The sequence below is a fragment of the Streptomyces sp. NBC_01294 genome, assembly GCF_035917235.1.
GTDB lineage: Bacteria > Actinomycetota > Actinomycetes > Streptomycetales > Streptomycetaceae > Streptomyces > Streptomyces caledonius.
Map to the genome: position 1 here is coordinate 3,866,092 of NZ_CP108423.1, position 13,518 is coordinate 3,879,609.

Here is a 13,518-nt window from a genome sequence, read left to right on the forward strand (position 1 = left end):
TTGCCCCGGCCTCTCCACCCCTCCCCGCGCCAGATCCGTGCCAGATCCGTGCCACGGTTGCACCGGTGCGCTGCTGAGAGACGATGGGAGATGGTCGTCGCGACCGCATTGTGAGGCAGGAGGCACGCCATGGCTATTTCTTCGTTGCTCCCGACGCCGGTCCTGGAGCCCGCGGCCCAGGAACTGGTGGATGCCACGAAGCCGCACCCCCGCCTCTACGAAGTCCCACCGGAGAACGGCCGAGAGATCCTTGATGGTCTCCAGGCGGGCCAGGGAGTGGCCAAGCCCGCGGTGGACGAGGAGTGGGTGCAGGTCGACGCAGGTCGATACGGCCAGGTCCGAGCCCGGATCATCCGCCCCGGGGGCGTGACGAAAACCCTCCCGGTGGTCTTGTACATCCACGGCGCCGGATGGGTGTTCGGCGACGAGACCACGCACGACCGACTGGTCCGGGAACTGGCGACCGGATCGGAGGCCGCGGTGGTCTTCCCGGTCTACGACCTCGCCCCCGAGGCGAAGTACCCCACTCAGATCGAGCAGAACTACGCGGTCGGCAAGTGGATCGTCCAGAACGGCGAGGAACGGAACCTCGATGCCTCCCGGATGGCGGTCTGCGGCGATTCGGTCGGCGGCAACATGTCCGCCGTCTTCGCGCTGATGGCCAAGGAACGCGGCGATGTCCGCCTGGCGGCCCAGGTGCTGCTGTACCCGGTCACCGATGCCGACTTCGACACCCCTTCGTACCAGCAGTTCGCCGATGGCTACTACCTCACCCGCGACGGGATGAAGTGGTTCTGGGACGCCTACACCACCGACCCCGCGCAGCGCGCCGAAATCCATGCCTCGCCACTGCGCGCCGACATCGAGCAACTCCGCGGCCTTCCGCCCACCTTGGTCATCACCGACGAGGCCGATGTGCTGCGCGACGAAGGCGAGGCGTACGCGGCCAAGCTGCGCGAGGCGGGAGTGGACGTCACGGCGGTACGCGTGCTGGGGATGGTCCATGACTTCCTGATGCTCGACAGCCTCCGCGACTCCAAGGCGACCGTTGTCGCACGCACGATGGCCGTCGAAGCGCTGCGCCAAGCACTGCACGAGTAGCCCGCCGGCTCGCCTGCCGTTGCGTCCCGGGGGCGCCTAGGATCGCGGGCATGGCCCTGATCATGAGTGACGTGGACCGGTTCGAGACTGCCAGGCCCCGGCTGGAGGCCATCGCCTACCGGCTGCTCGGCTCGGCGAGCGAGGCGGAGGACGCCGTGCAGGAGACGTTCCTGCGCTGGCAGGCCGCCGACGTCGAACGGATCGAGGTGCCTGAGGCCTGGCTGACGAAGGTGCTCACCAACTGGTGCCTCAACATGCTCACTTCGGCACGCGCCCGGCGCGAGACGTACGTGGGGAGGTGGCTGCCCGAGCCGCTGCTCACCGGGGACCCGATGCTCGGCCCGGCCGACACCGCCGAGCAGCGCGAGTCGGTGTCGTACGCCGTCCTCGTCCTGCTGGAGCGGCTGTCGCCGGGCGAGCGGGCGGTGTACGTGCTGCGCGCGGCCTTCGACTACCCGCACCGGGAGATCGCCGAGATCCTGGACATCACCGAGGCCGCCAGTCAGCAGATCCACCACCGGGCCAAGAAGCACATCGCGGACGGCAAGGCGCGTACCGAGATCGACGAGGTCGCCGCCCGGAGAATCGTCGAGGAGTTCCTGGCCGCGGCGACCAGTGGCCGTACCGAACCCCTCGTACGCCTGCTCACCCAGGACGCCGTCTCGGTCGGCGACGGCGGCGGGAAGGTCCTGGCCCGCGCGAAGGCGTTCGAGGGCGCGCTCGCGGTCGCCACGTTCATGCGCGGCCTGTTCAAGCCCAGCGCGGCGAAGCGGGCCCACGTCGGCGGCGCGCCCGAGATCTACGCCACGACCGCGAACGGCGGGCCCGCGATCGTGGCGGTCGTGGACGGGCGGGTCGTCGCGATCACCTGCCTGGAGGTCACTGCGGAGGGCATTGCCGCGATCCGCAACCAGGTCAACCCCGACAAGCTCGTCCGCGCGACCGAGCAGTGGGCCGCCGCGGACCACCGGGAGGCCCCGCTCCACACCCTCTGAGGGGGTGGGGAGGAGGCGTGAGGAGATGTGACGCAGGTCACATCCGGATCCTGTCAGGGAACGGGGGGCTGTCCGGTTCAAGGGGCGAAACCACGCCGGACAACGGCAGCCCCGCCCAGACAGGAGCACGGACATGCAGCACCGCATCATCGTCCTCGGAGCCGGCTACACCGGCGCCGTCGCCGCCGGCCGCCTCGCCAAGCGGCTGCACCGCGAGGACGTCACCATCACCCTCGTCAACCCCGAGCCCGACTTCGTCGAGCGCGTCCGGCTGCACCAGATCGCGGCCGGCCAGCACCTCACGCCCCGGCCGTTCGGCGAGATGTTCGCGGGCACGGGCGTGGAACTGAAGCGCGCGAAGGTCACCGCCGTGGACGTGGACCGCAAGACGGTGACGGTCGCCACCACCCCCGACAGCCCCGAGCGGGAGGCGCTGGAGGAGCGGGAAGCGCTGGAGGCGCTGGAATACGACACTCTGGTCTACGCCCTCGGCAGCGGCTGGAACGACGGCGGCGTCCCCGGCACCGCCGAACACGCCCACGAGGTGTCCAGCCGCCCCGGCGCCCTGCGCCTCCGCGATCGCCTGGCCGCCCTGGACGCCGGCCGGCCCGTGATCGTGGTCGGCGGCGGCCTGACCGGCCTGGAGGCCGCGACCGAGATCGCCGAGGCCCGTCCGGACCTCGACGTCGCCCTGGCCGCCCACGGCGCCCTCGGCGACTGGCTCTCGGAGAAGGGCCGCGCCCACCTGCGGAAGGTGGTGGACAAGCTCGGCATCACGGTCCACGAACACACCAGGGTCGGCGCCGTGGAGGCGCACGGCGTGACGACCGCCGACGGCCGGACCATCCCCGCCGACGTCACCGTCTGGACCACCGGCTTCGCCGTCCACCCGATCGCCCGGGCCACCGCCCTGGAGCTCACCGACCGCGGCCAGATCGTGGTCGACACCACGATGCGCTCGGTCTCCCACCCGGACGTGTACGCCGTGGGCGACGCGGCGATGGCGATCGGCCCGGGCGACAAGCCGCTGCGCATGTCCTGCGCCTCGGGCGTCCCCATGGCCTGGCAGGCCGCCGACGCCATCGCCGCCCGTCTCACCGGCACCAAGGTCCCCCACGTCTCGATCGGTTACTCCAAGCAGTGCGTCTCCCTCGGCCGCAAGGAGGGCCTGATCCAGTCCGTCACCGCCGACGACCAGGCAGTCGACAAGGCACTGACGGGCCGCACGGCCGCCCTCTTCAAGGAACTGATCTGCAAGGGCGCGGCCTGGAGCGTCGCCAACCCGACCCTGGGCATGCCGTCCCGGCGCCGGCGTGTCGTACGGCAGGAGGACCGGAACCGCGCACAGGCGCAGGCAGCGGTCTGACCCCGCCACGGACGCGGACGCGGATCGTCAGGGCGGTCGGCTACGGCCGGGTGCCGGTGCGCTGCGACAAGCGGGTGAACAGCACCTGGCCCAGATCCAGCATGCTCAGGCCGAACATCAGGATGCCCAGGGGGACATGGAGCGAGGGCATGTGCGCGATGCCCAGCACCACCTGCACCGAGGCGAGGACGAGGAAACCGGACGCGTACAGGATGGGGCGGGGCGAGCCGCCGCCCGGCCGCCATGCCAGGATCGCGGCGAGCACGTACAGCATCGATGCGCCGTACATCACGCGTGAGCCGACGTCGTGCAGTGTCGCACCGTACGACGAGGACAGCAGGAGGCCGGCGGTTGCCGCCTGGAAGAAGAGGGCCAGGGTCTGTACGGCTATCGCTACCTGCACGAACGTGATCCGGACCGGTACTGCCGTCGTCTGCGTGGCCATGGCGCGGCCCCCTCTTCTGCCTCGCGGCGGTGGATCGTCAGTGTCTCGACAGTCCGACGACGCGGGCCCCCGAAATGTGAGGCGAAGCGCAGAACTCCGTTGAACTCACCATCCGGTGCAGTGTTTCGTCGAAGTGCTGAGAGAGCCGAAGCGGACCAGACAGAAGAACCAGGGAGCGGTCGCGAACATGAGCACCCCATCCGAGCGGTCAGGGCACGAGTCGTCCGAGCCGGACCTGAGCGCGGTCGTCGGCGAACGGCGCCAGCTGATCAACCTCGCCTACCGGCTGCTCGGTTCACTGGCCGAGGCCGAGGACGCCGTGCAGGAGACCTACACCCGCTGGTACGCGATGTCGCGGCAGCAGCAGGAGGCGATCGAGTCACCCGGCGCCTGGCTGACGACGGTCGCCGGCCGCATCTGCCTGGACCTGCTCGGGTCGGCGCGGGCCCGGCGCGAGCGGTACGTCGGCGCGTGGATACCCGAGCCGCTGCCCGACCGTACGGAGTGGATCAGCGGACGGGCGGGCGGCAGCAGCGCCGAACCGGCCGACCCCGCCGACCGGATCACCCTGGACGAGTCGGTGAACATGGCCTTCCTCGTCGTACTGGAGTCGATGACGCCGGCCGAACGCGTGGCGTTCATCCTGCACGACGTCTTCCGCTACCCCTTCGCCGAGGTCGCCGACATCGTCGGCCGGACGCCCGCGGCCTGCCGGCAGCTGGCGTCCTCGGCCCGCCGGCGCATCCGCGCCGCGCACGCCCCGGCGGTTCCGGCGGTTTCGGCGGCCGGGCAGGCCGCCCTGGTACGGGACTTCAAGGAGGCGTGGGAGGCCAAGGACATCAAGGCCCTCGTCGGCCTCCTCGACCCCGACGCCACGATGACCGCCGACGGCGGCGGCATGGTCGGCACCGTCCTGCGCCCGGTCGAGGGCAGCGAGCACATCGCCCAGTACCTGATCCACATCTCCGACAAGGCGCCGGGGCTGACGCTCCTGGAACGGACGGTCAACGGCCGGCCCGGCCTGGTCGCCCAGCACTCCGGCGTCACCGTCACCGTGGCGGCGTTCAGCCTCACCGGCGACCGCATCACCCGCATCTGGGCGGTCCGCAACCCGGAGAAGCTCCGCCCGTGGACCGAGAACGGAGAGGGCTGACCAGGCGTGCCCACGCACCTGCGCATCCGCCTCACCCGCCTCCTCCTGGGACTCGCCCTGCTCGCGACCGGCCTCCTCGCCGGGGCGTTCGGCTACGGCGCGGCCAACCTCGTCCCCACCTTCAACGCAGTGCCGCTCGACATGCGGCTGTCGTTCCACGCCGAGCTGATGAAGATGAACGGCATCACCATGCAGGCCGCGATGGCCGTGTCGACGCTGAGCTCCCTCACCCTCGCGGCCCTGACGCACGGCCGTACCCGGCTGATCGCGGGTACGGCAGCGCTGCTGACGCTGACGTCCTTTCTCATCACCCGGCTCGGCAACGTGCCGATCAACGGCCGGATCAAGGAATGGGCGCTCACCTCGGCACCGGTCGATCACGCGGAGATCCTGCGGCGCTGGGAGCTCTTCAACAACCTGCGCACGCTCACCGCCCTCACCGCCTTCGCCCTGCTGATCGTCCTCGCCCTGAAGCGACCCCCGACGGGCGGGAAGCAGCCATGTGGCGAGCCGAGCCCAGGCGCAGCGTCGTGACCCTCGACCGAGCGGGGCAGCCGTTGCGCCGGAATCCGCTCACTGGCCGCTGTTCTCGGCAAGCGTGTGGGCGACCAAGGCGTTGGCGTGGCCGTGTCCCAGGCCGTGTTCGGACTTGAGCCAGGAGACGAGCTCCATGTGCCTGGTCAGCGACGAGGAGCGGATGAGGTCCTTCCACTCGGCGATCGTGCGGCCGTACTTCTTCTCGATCGAGGGGAAGTAGGCGGCGGGGCCCTTCACGGCGTCGGTCATGTGTGTCCCTGCTTCCTGCAGCGAGATGAGATCGATGGGGGAGGGGAATGGGGTGGCGGATGACTAGTGGGTCGGCTGCGGCGCCGTGGTGGCCAGCCTGGCCGTCACCGCGGTCAGGCCTGCCAGGCCGAGCCCGGCTCCCACGGTGAAGGCGAGAACGGAGACGGAGGAGCCCGCGAAGCCGGCGAGGACGCCCGCCGGCGCCAGGCGGGCGGCCAGGGCCCAGCCGTGGTGTCCGAGGGAGCCGAGGGAGCGTGCCAGTACGAGGAAGGCGGCGCACAGCGCGAGGTAGCCGAGCATGCCGCCGAGCATGTGGACGGCGCCGTGGGCGCTGAGCGACGCGGCTTCGGGGGCGCCGATGGGGAAGCCGGCCCCGGCGTCCGCGGGGAACGCCGCGGCGGCCAGGAACGAGGCGCCGAACACGGCGACCAGGCGCGCGGCCCAGGCTCCGCCGGGGACGCCGTGCAGGGTCCGGCCCATCCCGACCGCTCCGGCGATGACCAGGGCGCCGGTGAGCAGGAAGTTCGCCACCTGGATCCACCCGAGGTCGCCGAGGGCGAGCTGGCTGATCGCGTTGCGGGTGAAGTCGAAGCCTTCGCGCGCGAGACCCTGAGCGACGCCCGCGCCCAGGAACACCGGGCCCGCCACGACGCCGCCGGCCAGCAGGGCCCGCGTCACCGGGCGCGGCGCGTCGGTGGAGCGGACGACGTTGGCGGGGGAGCTGAGCGTGTGTGCCATGACGTGCCTTCCTCGTTGAGGTCCTGCACGTATGACCGGTGGCGGAAGGCGAAGTCATCGATTCGGCCTGAGTGACCTGGGTCACATCACAGCCGTCCGGAGCGGTCAGCCTCCCGAGACGGGCGTACGCGCCGCACGCACCCCACACGCCGCACGCGCCGCCGCGCTATTCAGAGGAGCACTTCTTGGCGGCGGCCTGGAACTCGGGCGTGCGGTACGTCGGCTGCTGCTCGGCGGTCAACTCGACCTGGGCGGTCTTCGGATCGGGGTCCGGGTAGCCGGGGAAGCCGTTCTCGCGCACGCAGGCGCTGAGCTTCCTCGCCTTGGCCAGGAACTCGGCCGGGGCCGGCGCGGCCGCCTGCTCGGGAGGCAGCTGGTCCACGCACTTCGCCGCGGCCTTGGTCTCGACGTCGGCGTCGAACCTGTCCTTGTCCACGCGGAGCCGGCCGTCGTCGCGCTTCTCCAGGATGACGCCGTTCGCTTCGAGGCAGCGGTAGTACGCCACCTCCTGGGCGCTCGGCGGGGGCGACTTCGCACTCGTCGGTTCGGCGGAACCTCCCGAGCAGCCGGAGACGAGGGCGGAGGCGAGCAGGGCCACCGCCGCGCTTCCTAGCGCGGCCGGGCGAACGAACATGGAGACTCCGGTGAGCGTGAACGGGGTGGGAGGGGAACGCGGCACTCCGGAGGCGTCGGGACCGAGCGCTCGCAGAATAGGTCGCCCGAGCAGGCACGACTACTGTCCTACAGCACAGTAGACAGGCGAGTTTCGGCCATGATCCAATGCGGCCGCTCGCGGCGGTCCGGTCGAAGGACGTGCCGCGACCGTCGTGGTGGCGCCTCTCGACCCGCCGCCTTTCCCAACTGGCGCCGACAGGGCTGCTCTTGACCGTCCGCGTTGGCCGAAGGCCGGTCAGACCCCGGTTCACCGCAGGCCGTCGGACGACGCCCGCGGGCGCCCGTACAGGGTCATCACCGCTATAAATCCTGCCAGATGGAACGAGAATCATTTCTCCATATCTTCTCGGATTCGTTGCAGAATCGGGACAATTCCTGCCGTGTCCGATGATGAATAGCGAAATCCATCGGAGAACACTGGGCGGCTATCAAGAGCCGAAACGCATGTCACCGAAAGCATGATCTGCCCAGCCCCGGCTGGGTGTTCCTTGTATCCGGATGCGGAGGTATCGCCATGCCCTATTCCAGGACGGACTATTGCAGGGCCGCTCAGAACAGCCGACCCCTTGGCCGCACCCCCAGAGCCCGCGTGCTCTTCTTCCTCTTGATCTTCCTGGCCGCCGGAACGGCGACCGGGCCCACCGCGCAAGCGGAAAGCGCCGCCGCGGGGCCGTACGGCATCAAGGCCGTGGCCGTGGCCGCCTCCAAGAAGGGCGCCCCCTACGCCTTCGGCGCCACGGGACCCAAACGGTTCGACTGCTCCGGCCTGACGCTCTACGCCTTCCGAAAAGCCGGCCGGCGGCTCCCCCGCACCGCCGATCAGCAGTACGAGCACACCCAGCACATTTCGCGCAGTGATCGCGAACCCGGCGACCTGGTCTTCTTCCCCAAAGGCGTGACCATGGGCCACGTCGGCATCTACGCCGGACACGACAGGATCTGGCACGCCCCGCGCCCCGGCACCCGGGTACGACTCGAACGGATCTGGACCGGAAGTGTCCGCTACGGCCGCGCCAACTGATCCCGGACTCTCATGCTGAACCGTTTCAGCTCATGGCCTGAAAGAGCCTGGGGCTGGTGCAGGAAGGCCCGGGTCGGCGACCTGGACCTTCCTCCCTCCCCTCCCCCCATCCCCCGCCCCCTAGGCCGGCGGCGCCGATCACCTGGAGGGCCCAGCTGAACAGGCGCGTCCGGCCATGCCACATGTCCAATGGCGGGGAGCGGCCGCGATCGGTCGGAGCACTCCGGGGGAGGCCGAATGTTCCACCAGCCCACGCGCGCGATGCGCCGGGACGCGTCCCAGCTCGTCTGCGCGATCGCCGGGCTGGCGCTGGGCCTGCTGCTTCCTCAGCTCCAGGTGGGAACGCAGGTGGACACAGGGCGCGCGGCGACCATGCTGTTCACCATCGGGTTCGGCGTCATCAGCCTGGTGAGCATCATCTACTCGATGCTCTTCCTGGTCGTGCAGTTCTCCGCGACCACCTTCACCCCGCGCCTCGGCCTCTTCCGCGACGAGCCGATCGTCTGGCGCGCGTTCGCGTTCGCCGTCGGTGTCTTCGTCTTCTGCATCACCGCGGGGCTGTCCATCGGCACCCGTCCGACGGTCTCGGTCATCGTGCCGTCCGCCGGCATGGCGCTCACCCTCGTCGCCCTCGCCCTGATGTGGACGCTGCAGCTCAAGGCGTTCACCTCGATCCAGCTCGCCCACTCGCTGACCGCGATCACCACCCGCGCGCACCGGCTGTACGACGCCCTGTACGAGCACCCGTACGACCCCGGCCGGACCGCCCCCGGCGCCCCACCCGCGGCGACCGGCAGCACCGGCGACACCGAGTCCGGCACCGGCACCGGCACCGGCCCCGGCCCCGGCCCCGGCACCACCGTCGTCCGCTGGCCCGGAACGGCCACGGTGCTCCAGCAGATCGACGTGCCCGCGCTGGTCGCCGCGGCGAAGGAACACGACTGCTCGATCGCGCTCCGCGTCACCAGGCCGACTAGCCCGCCGCCAGGCCCGGAAGCGGAAACGGAAACGGAACCGGAGAAGGCCCCGCCCGGGGTCGGGCGGGGCCTCGTCGAACCGGTGCGGCGATCCGTTCAGACCAGGAGTTTGGCCTTGGCCCGGTCGAATTCCTCCTGAGTGATGTCGCCTTTGTCCTTCAGCGCGGCGAGCTTGTGCAGCTCGTCCGCCGAACTGCCTCCGGCGCCGGGCCCGGCCGCCTTCTGGACGTAGGCGCGGAAGGCCTGCTCGTTCTCCTGGACCTGCTTCGCGTCCCGTTCGTGCATGCTGCGGCCGCGGGCGATCAGGTAGACGAAAACGCCGAGGAACGGCAGCACGAGGACCAGGATGAGCCATCCCGCCTTGCCCCATCCGCCAAGGCTGTGGTCACGGAAGAGGTCCGTGATGACCTTGAAGAGGAGGAAGAACCACATGACCCACAGGAAGAACCACAGCATCGTCCAGAAGAGGTTGAGAAGGGGATAGTCGTCCATGCTCGACTCCGATCATGCACGTGGTACTTCATTGATACAGGCGCCAACGCCAACCCGCATGCCGAGCGGACGGCGCCTCCTGCGCACCCGGCCGCTCCGCTCGCACGATGTCCTCCGGGCCGTTCTCCTGAAGCCATGGAACGCAACGCGGCCGGGCGGCGACGCCAACGCGCCATGTGGGGCAGCGCCCTGCGCTCGTTGGCCTCTGTCGTCCTGCTCACGGCGCTGTTCTACCTGGCACCCCTGGACAGCGGGTTCGGCGCCCTCACCGTCGTGACGCTCGGGATCAGCATGGTGCTCTTCGGCCTGCTGGCGGCCTGGCAGGTCGTCGCCATCGCCCGTGCGGAGTACCCGCGGCTGCGCGCCGTGGAGGCGCTGGCGACCGCCGTACCGCTGTTCCTCGTGCTGTTCTCCGCGACGTACTTCCTGCTCTCCGACGCGGTGCCGGGCGCGTTCACGGAGCCGCTGAACCGTACAGACGCCCTCTACTTCACCGTCACGGTGTTCGCGACCGTGGGCTTCGGGGACATCGTCCCCACCACCGGGACCGGCCGCGTCCTGACGACCCTGCAGATGGTCGCCGACCTGGTCGTCGTGGGCGTCATCGCCAAGGCCCTCCTCGGCGCGGTCAGGGTCGGGATGCGCAGGCGCGGTTCGGAGGCGTTCGGCCCGGAGGAGGAGCCGTGAGGGCTCCGGCGGCGAAGTACCCCGCCGAGGTGGACCATCGAGGGAGCGGAAAGGAAGTGAGTGATCCATGCCGCAGTCGCGTCCTCGATCCGAACCGCCCCCGGGAACGACGCAGCCGCCGGAAGCGGACGTTCTGCGACACCTGCTCCGCAGCGCCGGATACCTCAAACTGCTCGCCTTCTGCGCCCTCATCGGCATCCCGGTGTCCCTGGCCGCCTTCTGGTTCCTCGTCGCCCTGCACAAGGCGGAACACGCGCTGTGGGCGGACCTCCCCGAGGCGCTGGGCTGGGACGTCCCGCCCTGGTGGTGGCCGCTTCCCCTGCTGCTCGTCGCCGGCACCGCGGTCGGCCTGATCGCCACGCACCTCCCCGGCCGCGGCGGTCACATCCCCGCGGCCGGCGTGCAGATGGGCGACACCACGCCGGCCGTGCTGCCGGGCGTGGTGCTCGCGGCGGCGGCCGGCCTGCCGTTCGGCGCGGTGCTGGGCCCGGAGGCCCCGCTGATCGCCCTGGGCACCGCGCTGGCCCTGCTGTTCCGGGATCTCTCCCAGGCACCGGCGACCCCGCAGGGCACCGCACTCGTGGGCGCCGCGGGAGCCGCGGCGGCCATCGCCGCGATCTTCGGAAACCCACTGGTCGCCGCGGTCCTGCTGGTCGAGGTGGCGGGAGTGGGCGGGCCGCAGCTGTTCGCGGTGATGCTGCCGTCCCTGCTGTCCACCGGCATCGGGTCCCTGGTGTTCACGGGCCTCGGACGCTGGACCGGGCTGTCGACCGGGGACCTCACGCTGCACCTGTCCGTGCCCGTGCCCCGCCTGGACGCGGCCGATGTGCTCTGGTCGGTCCTGATCGCCGTGGCCCTCGCCCTCGCCCTGCACCCCGTACTGAACGGGGCCCGGGCGATCGCCGGGTACGTCGCGGCACGGCCCCTCGTACGGACCGTGCTGTGCGCCCTGGGCGCCGCGGCCTGCGCCTGCCTCTACGCGCTGCTCACCGGCCGCTCACCCGTGGAGGTCGCCTCGTCCGGTCAGGCGACCCTGGCGGCACTGGCCTCGGACCCGCACGCCTGGGGCGTCGGTGCGCTGATCGCCGTCCTGGCGTTCAAGGGCGCCGGCTACGCCCTGTGCCTCGGCAGCCTGCGCGGCGGCCCGGTGTTCCCCGCGCTGTTCCTGGGCGGCGCGGCGGGCGTCCTCCTCGCGCCCCTGCCGGGCCTGGGGATCGTGCCCGCGATGGCGGCGGGCATGGCGGCGACCGCGGCCGGCGCGCTGCGGCTGCCGGTGAGCAGCGTGGTGCTGGTGGTCCTGCTGCTCGGCAGCGCCGCGATGATGCCGGTCGTGATCCTGTCGGCCGTGGTCGCCTTCGTGGTCACCGAGATGCTCCCGGCGGGGCGCGCGGTGCACTAGGTCACCGGTCATCGGATCACCTGGTGGCCCGGTCACCGGATCACCTGGTGGCCCGCGGTCAGGTCAGCACTGGAGGCCGGCGGCGGCGGCCGTCGAGGTCGCGTCCAGCTTCTGGATCTGCGGCTGCAGCTGGGTGAGCGCGTCCTTGCCGGTCGTGTCGCCCGGCAGGTCCTCGTAGCCCTCCTTGAGGTCCTCGGCAGCTGCCTGTACGGCGGCCCGCTCGGCCTCGCGCAGCTTGCTCACGTTCTCCTTCACGTCCGCCCAGTCGTCCTGGACCGCGTCGTAGGCCTCCTTGATCTGGTCCTTGGTCGCGGTGGCGGGGTTCAGGGCCTTCAGCTTGGCGTTGTCGGCCTTGAGCGCGCCCAGGTCGGTGCAGAGGTCGGCTGCGGCCTCGGTGGCCTCCTCCGAGGGCGAAGGGTCGTCGGAGCATGCGGAGAGGCCGAAAACCGCGCTGATGCAGAGCACACCGATCACCGGGAAACGCTTCATGGAGGCCTTCCTCAATCAGACAAATCGGGTGTACCGGATCTTCCGGTACACCCGATAAAATATGCAGATCCCGTGACATTCCGCATCCGCGCCACTCCGGTCCGCCACCGTCGGCGGGCTGGTGCCGGGGGCCGACGCGCAACGGCTAGGTGTATTGCCCTGTGAGGTTGGGGACGCGGCTGGCGGGTGGTTTGCCTGCGAGCGCGGTGTGTCCGCGGTGGTGATTGTAGGTGTGCAGCCAGCCGGGGAAAGCGTCGCGTCGTTCCTGCTCTGACCGGTAGGGGCGGGCATAGGCCCATTCCTCCAGCAGGGTGCGGTTGAGGCGTTCGACTTTGCCGTTGGTCTGGGGCCGGTAGGGCCGGGTTCGCTTGTGGGTGATCCCGGCCGCCGCCAGGGTGTCGCGCCAGGCGTGGGACTTGTAGCAGGCGCCGTTGTCGGTCAGGACGCGTTCGACGGTGATCCCGCAGCCGGTGAAGAACGCCTGGGCCCGGGTCCAGAAGCCGGCGGCGGTCTCCTTCTTCTCGTCGGCCAGGATCTCGCTGTAGGCGAGGCGGGAGTGGTCGTCGACGGCGGTGTGGATGTAGCTGTAGCCCGTGCCGGACCTGGTCTTGCGGCCTGCCTGTCGGCCGAGAGCCCTGTGGCCGCCGCCGTCAGGGATGTTGCCGAGCTTCTTGATGTCGACGTGGACGAGTTCGCCGGGCTTGGGTCGTTCGTAGCGTCGTATGACGCGGCCGGTGGCCCGGTCCAGATGGGACAGGCGGGCCAGGCCGAACCGGGTCAGCACCCGGTGCACGGTTGAGGGCACCAGGCCGAGCAGGTGGGCGATGCGGGCGGGTCCCCACCTGCGCAGGACGCGGACCTTGATGATCCGGCGTTCGGTGCGGGTCGGGGTCCGGCGCGGGCTGTTGTGCGGGCGGGAAGACCGGTCGTGCATGCCCGCGTCGCCGAGCGTTCGGTAGCGGTCGGCCCACCGCTGGGCGGTCGTCGGGGAGACCTGGAAGCGTTCGGCTGCCCGGCGGTGGGTCCAGCCGTCCTCGACCACGCAGCGGGCAAGCCGCAGCCGTCCGGTCTCGGTCAGGGGTGCATTACGGTGGGGCATGAGGGCCTTCCGGTCGGTGTAGACGTCGCAATCCACACCAAACCCGGAAGGCCCTCACCCGTTCAAGATCCCCCAGCCGAGACCTGCATCACCCG

The 13,518-nt window shown here is 70.7% G+C and carries 16 protein-coding genes; 9 read left to right on the top strand and 7 right to left on the bottom strand.

Annotated elements, in window-relative coordinates; all coding sequences use genetic code 11:
* Positions 1-129 precede the first annotated feature (129 nt).
* The 3 genes from OG534_RS17410 to OG534_RS17420 all read left to right on the top strand — a co-directional run bounded on the left by OG534_RS17410 (position 130) and on the right by OG534_RS17420 (position 3,462).
* Entirely contained in the window at positions 130-1,101 is a 972-nt protein-coding gene (locus OG534_RS17410; RefSeq protein WP_442807097.1) for an alpha/beta hydrolase, read from the top strand.
* Between the two features lie 50 nt (positions 1,102-1,151).
* Entirely contained in the window at positions 1,152-2,096 is a 945-nt protein-coding gene (gene sigJ, locus OG534_RS17415; RefSeq protein WP_326588971.1) for an RNA polymerase sigma factor SigJ, read from the top strand.
* 133 nt (positions 2,097-2,229) lie between these two features.
* Entirely contained in the window at positions 2,230-3,462 is a 1,233-nt protein-coding gene (locus tag OG534_RS17420) for an NAD(P)/FAD-dependent oxidoreductase (RefSeq protein WP_326588972.1), read from the top strand.
* A gap of 40 nt (positions 3,463-3,502) precedes the next feature.
* On the opposite strand, the gene OG534_RS17425 is transcribed toward OG534_RS17420, so the two are convergent.
* The gene (locus tag OG534_RS17425) at positions 3,503-3,907 is read right to left on the bottom strand and encodes a hypothetical protein (protein WP_326588973.1); all 405 of its coding nucleotides are present in this window, start codon (positions 3,905-3,907) and stop codon (positions 3,503-3,505) included.
* A gap of 187 nt (positions 3,908-4,094) precedes the next feature.
* Here OG534_RS17425 and sigJ (OG534_RS17430) point away from each other — a divergent pair, with 187 nt between their 5' ends.
* Positions 4,095-5,060 carry an RNA polymerase sigma factor SigJ gene (gene sigJ / locus OG534_RS17430; RefSeq protein ID WP_326588974.1) on the top strand — a complete coding sequence of 322 codons (966 nt, stop codon included), beginning with the start codon at positions 4,095-4,097 and terminating at the stop codon, positions 5,058-5,060.
* Between the two features lie 6 nt (positions 5,061-5,066).
* On the top strand, positions 5,067-5,594 hold the full coding sequence (locus OG534_RS17435; protein ID WP_326588975.1) for a DUF1772 domain-containing protein: 528 nt from the start codon (positions 5,067-5,069) through the stop codon (positions 5,592-5,594).
* A 39-nt stretch (positions 5,595-5,633) separates the two neighbouring features.
* Here OG534_RS17435 and OG534_RS17440 read toward each other — a convergent pair whose 3' ends face one another.
* The 3 genes from OG534_RS17440 to OG534_RS17450 form a co-directional block, all read right to left on the bottom strand.
* Complete coding sequence (locus tag OG534_RS17440) at positions 5,634-5,846, bottom strand: DUF4287 domain-containing protein (protein ID WP_326588976.1); 213 nt, start codon at positions 5,844-5,846, stop codon at positions 5,634-5,636.
* 63 nt (positions 5,847-5,909) lie between these two features.
* Entirely contained in the window at positions 5,910-6,584 is a 675-nt protein-coding gene (locus OG534_RS17445; protein ID WP_326588977.1) for a DUF998 domain-containing protein, read from the bottom strand.
* A gap of 166 nt (positions 6,585-6,750) precedes the next feature.
* Complete coding sequence (locus OG534_RS17450; protein WP_326588978.1) at positions 6,751-7,218, bottom strand: hypothetical protein; 468 nt, start codon at positions 7,216-7,218, stop codon at positions 6,751-6,753.
* Positions 7,219-7,773: 555 nt separating this feature from the next.
* On the opposite strand from OG534_RS17450, the gene OG534_RS17455 reads away from it, so the two are divergent.
* Together OG534_RS17455 and OG534_RS17460 are read left to right on the top strand one after the other, a co-directional pair.
* Positions 7,774-8,280: a C40 family peptidase gene (locus OG534_RS17455; protein WP_442807098.1), complete on the top strand. Its 507-nt coding sequence runs from the start codon at positions 7,774-7,776 to the stop codon at positions 8,278-8,280.
* Between the two features lie 237 nt (positions 8,281-8,517).
* Positions 8,518-9,396 (top strand): DUF2254 family protein, encoded by an 879-nt coding sequence (locus OG534_RS17460; RefSeq protein ID WP_326588980.1) that lies wholly within the window; start codon positions 8,518-8,520, stop codon positions 9,394-9,396.
* Here the strand turns inward: OG534_RS17460 and OG534_RS17465 are convergent.
* A complete protein-coding gene (locus tag OG534_RS17465; RefSeq protein WP_326588981.1) occupies positions 9,354-9,749 on the bottom strand; it encodes an SHOCT domain-containing protein in 396 nt (131 codons plus the stop codon). The genes OG534_RS17460 and OG534_RS17465 overlap by 43 nt on opposite strands.
* A 135-nt stretch (positions 9,750-9,884) precedes the next feature.
* Between OG534_RS17465 and OG534_RS17470 the strand changes: the two genes are divergently transcribed.
* Both OG534_RS17470 and OG534_RS17475 read left to right on the top strand, forming a co-directional pair.
* The gene (locus OG534_RS17470; RefSeq protein ID WP_326588982.1) at positions 9,885-10,436 is read left to right on the top strand and encodes a potassium channel family protein; all 552 of its coding nucleotides are present in this window, start codon (positions 9,885-9,887) and stop codon (positions 10,434-10,436) included.
* A gap of 67 nt (positions 10,437-10,503) precedes the next feature.
* Positions 10,504-11,835, top strand: a complete 1,332-nt coding sequence (locus OG534_RS17475; protein ID WP_326588983.1) for a chloride channel protein — start codon at positions 10,504-10,506, stop codon at positions 11,833-11,835.
* A 63-nt stretch (positions 11,836-11,898) separates the two neighbouring features.
* Here OG534_RS17475 and OG534_RS17480 read toward each other — a convergent pair whose 3' ends face one another.
* Entirely contained in the window at positions 11,899-12,324 is a 426-nt protein-coding gene (locus OG534_RS17480) for a hypothetical protein (RefSeq protein WP_326588984.1), read from the bottom strand.
* A 145-nt stretch (positions 12,325-12,469) separates the two neighbouring features.
* Entirely contained in the window at positions 12,470-13,423 is a 954-nt protein-coding gene (locus OG534_RS17485; RefSeq protein WP_326586481.1) for an IS481 family transposase, read from the bottom strand.
* Positions 13,424-13,518: the final 95 nt, after the last annotated feature.

Excerpts from the sequence above, each read along its gene's own strand:
- OG534_RS17410 (WP_442807097.1), top strand. The coding sequence starts at position 130 with ATGGCTATTTCTTCGTTGCTCCCGACGCCGGTCCTGGAGCCCGCGGCC.
- sigJ (WP_326588971.1), top strand. The coding sequence starts at position 1,152 with ATGGCCCTGATCATGAGTGACGTGGACCGGTTCGAGACTGCCAGGCCC.
- OG534_RS17420 (WP_326588972.1), top strand. The coding sequence starts at position 2,230 with ATGCAGCACCGCATCATCGTCCTCGGAGCCGGCTACACCGGCGCCGTC.
- OG534_RS17425 (WP_326588973.1), bottom strand. The coding sequence starts at position 3,907 with ATGGCCACGCAGACGACGGCAGTACCGGTCCGGATCACGTTCGTGCAG.
- sigJ (WP_326588974.1), top strand. The coding sequence starts at position 4,095 with ATGAGCACCCCATCCGAGCGGTCAGGGCACGAGTCGTCCGAGCCGGAC.
- OG534_RS17440 (WP_326588976.1), bottom strand. The coding sequence starts at position 5,846 with ATGACCGACGCCGTGAAGGGCCCCGCCGCCTACTTCCCCTCGATCGAG.
- OG534_RS17445 (WP_326588977.1), bottom strand. The coding sequence starts at position 6,584 with ATGGCACACACGCTCAGCTCCCCCGCCAACGTCGTCCGCTCCACCGAC.
- OG534_RS17450 (WP_326588978.1), bottom strand. The coding sequence starts at position 7,218 with ATGTTCGTTCGCCCGGCCGCGCTAGGAAGCGCGGCGGTGGCCCTGCTC.
- OG534_RS17455 (WP_442807098.1), top strand. The coding sequence starts at position 7,774 with ATGCCCTATTCCAGGACGGACTATTGCAGGGCCGCTCAGAACAGCCGA.
- OG534_RS17460 (WP_326588980.1), top strand. The coding sequence starts at position 8,518 with ATGTTCCACCAGCCCACGCGCGCGATGCGCCGGGACGCGTCCCAGCTC.
- OG534_RS17465 (WP_326588981.1), bottom strand. The coding sequence starts at position 9,749 with ATGGACGACTATCCCCTTCTCAACCTCTTCTGGACGATGCTGTGGTTC.
- OG534_RS17470 (WP_326588982.1), top strand. The coding sequence starts at position 9,885 with ATGGAACGCAACGCGGCCGGGCGGCGACGCCAACGCGCCATGTGGGGC.
- OG534_RS17475 (WP_326588983.1), top strand. The coding sequence starts at position 10,504 with ATGCCGCAGTCGCGTCCTCGATCCGAACCGCCCCCGGGAACGACGCAG.
- OG534_RS17480 (WP_326588984.1), bottom strand. The coding sequence starts at position 12,324 with ATGAAGCGTTTCCCGGTGATCGGTGTGCTCTGCATCAGCGCGGTTTTC.
- OG534_RS17485 (WP_326586481.1), bottom strand. The coding sequence starts at position 13,423 with ATGCCCCACCGTAATGCACCCCTGACCGAGACCGGACGGCTGCGGCTT.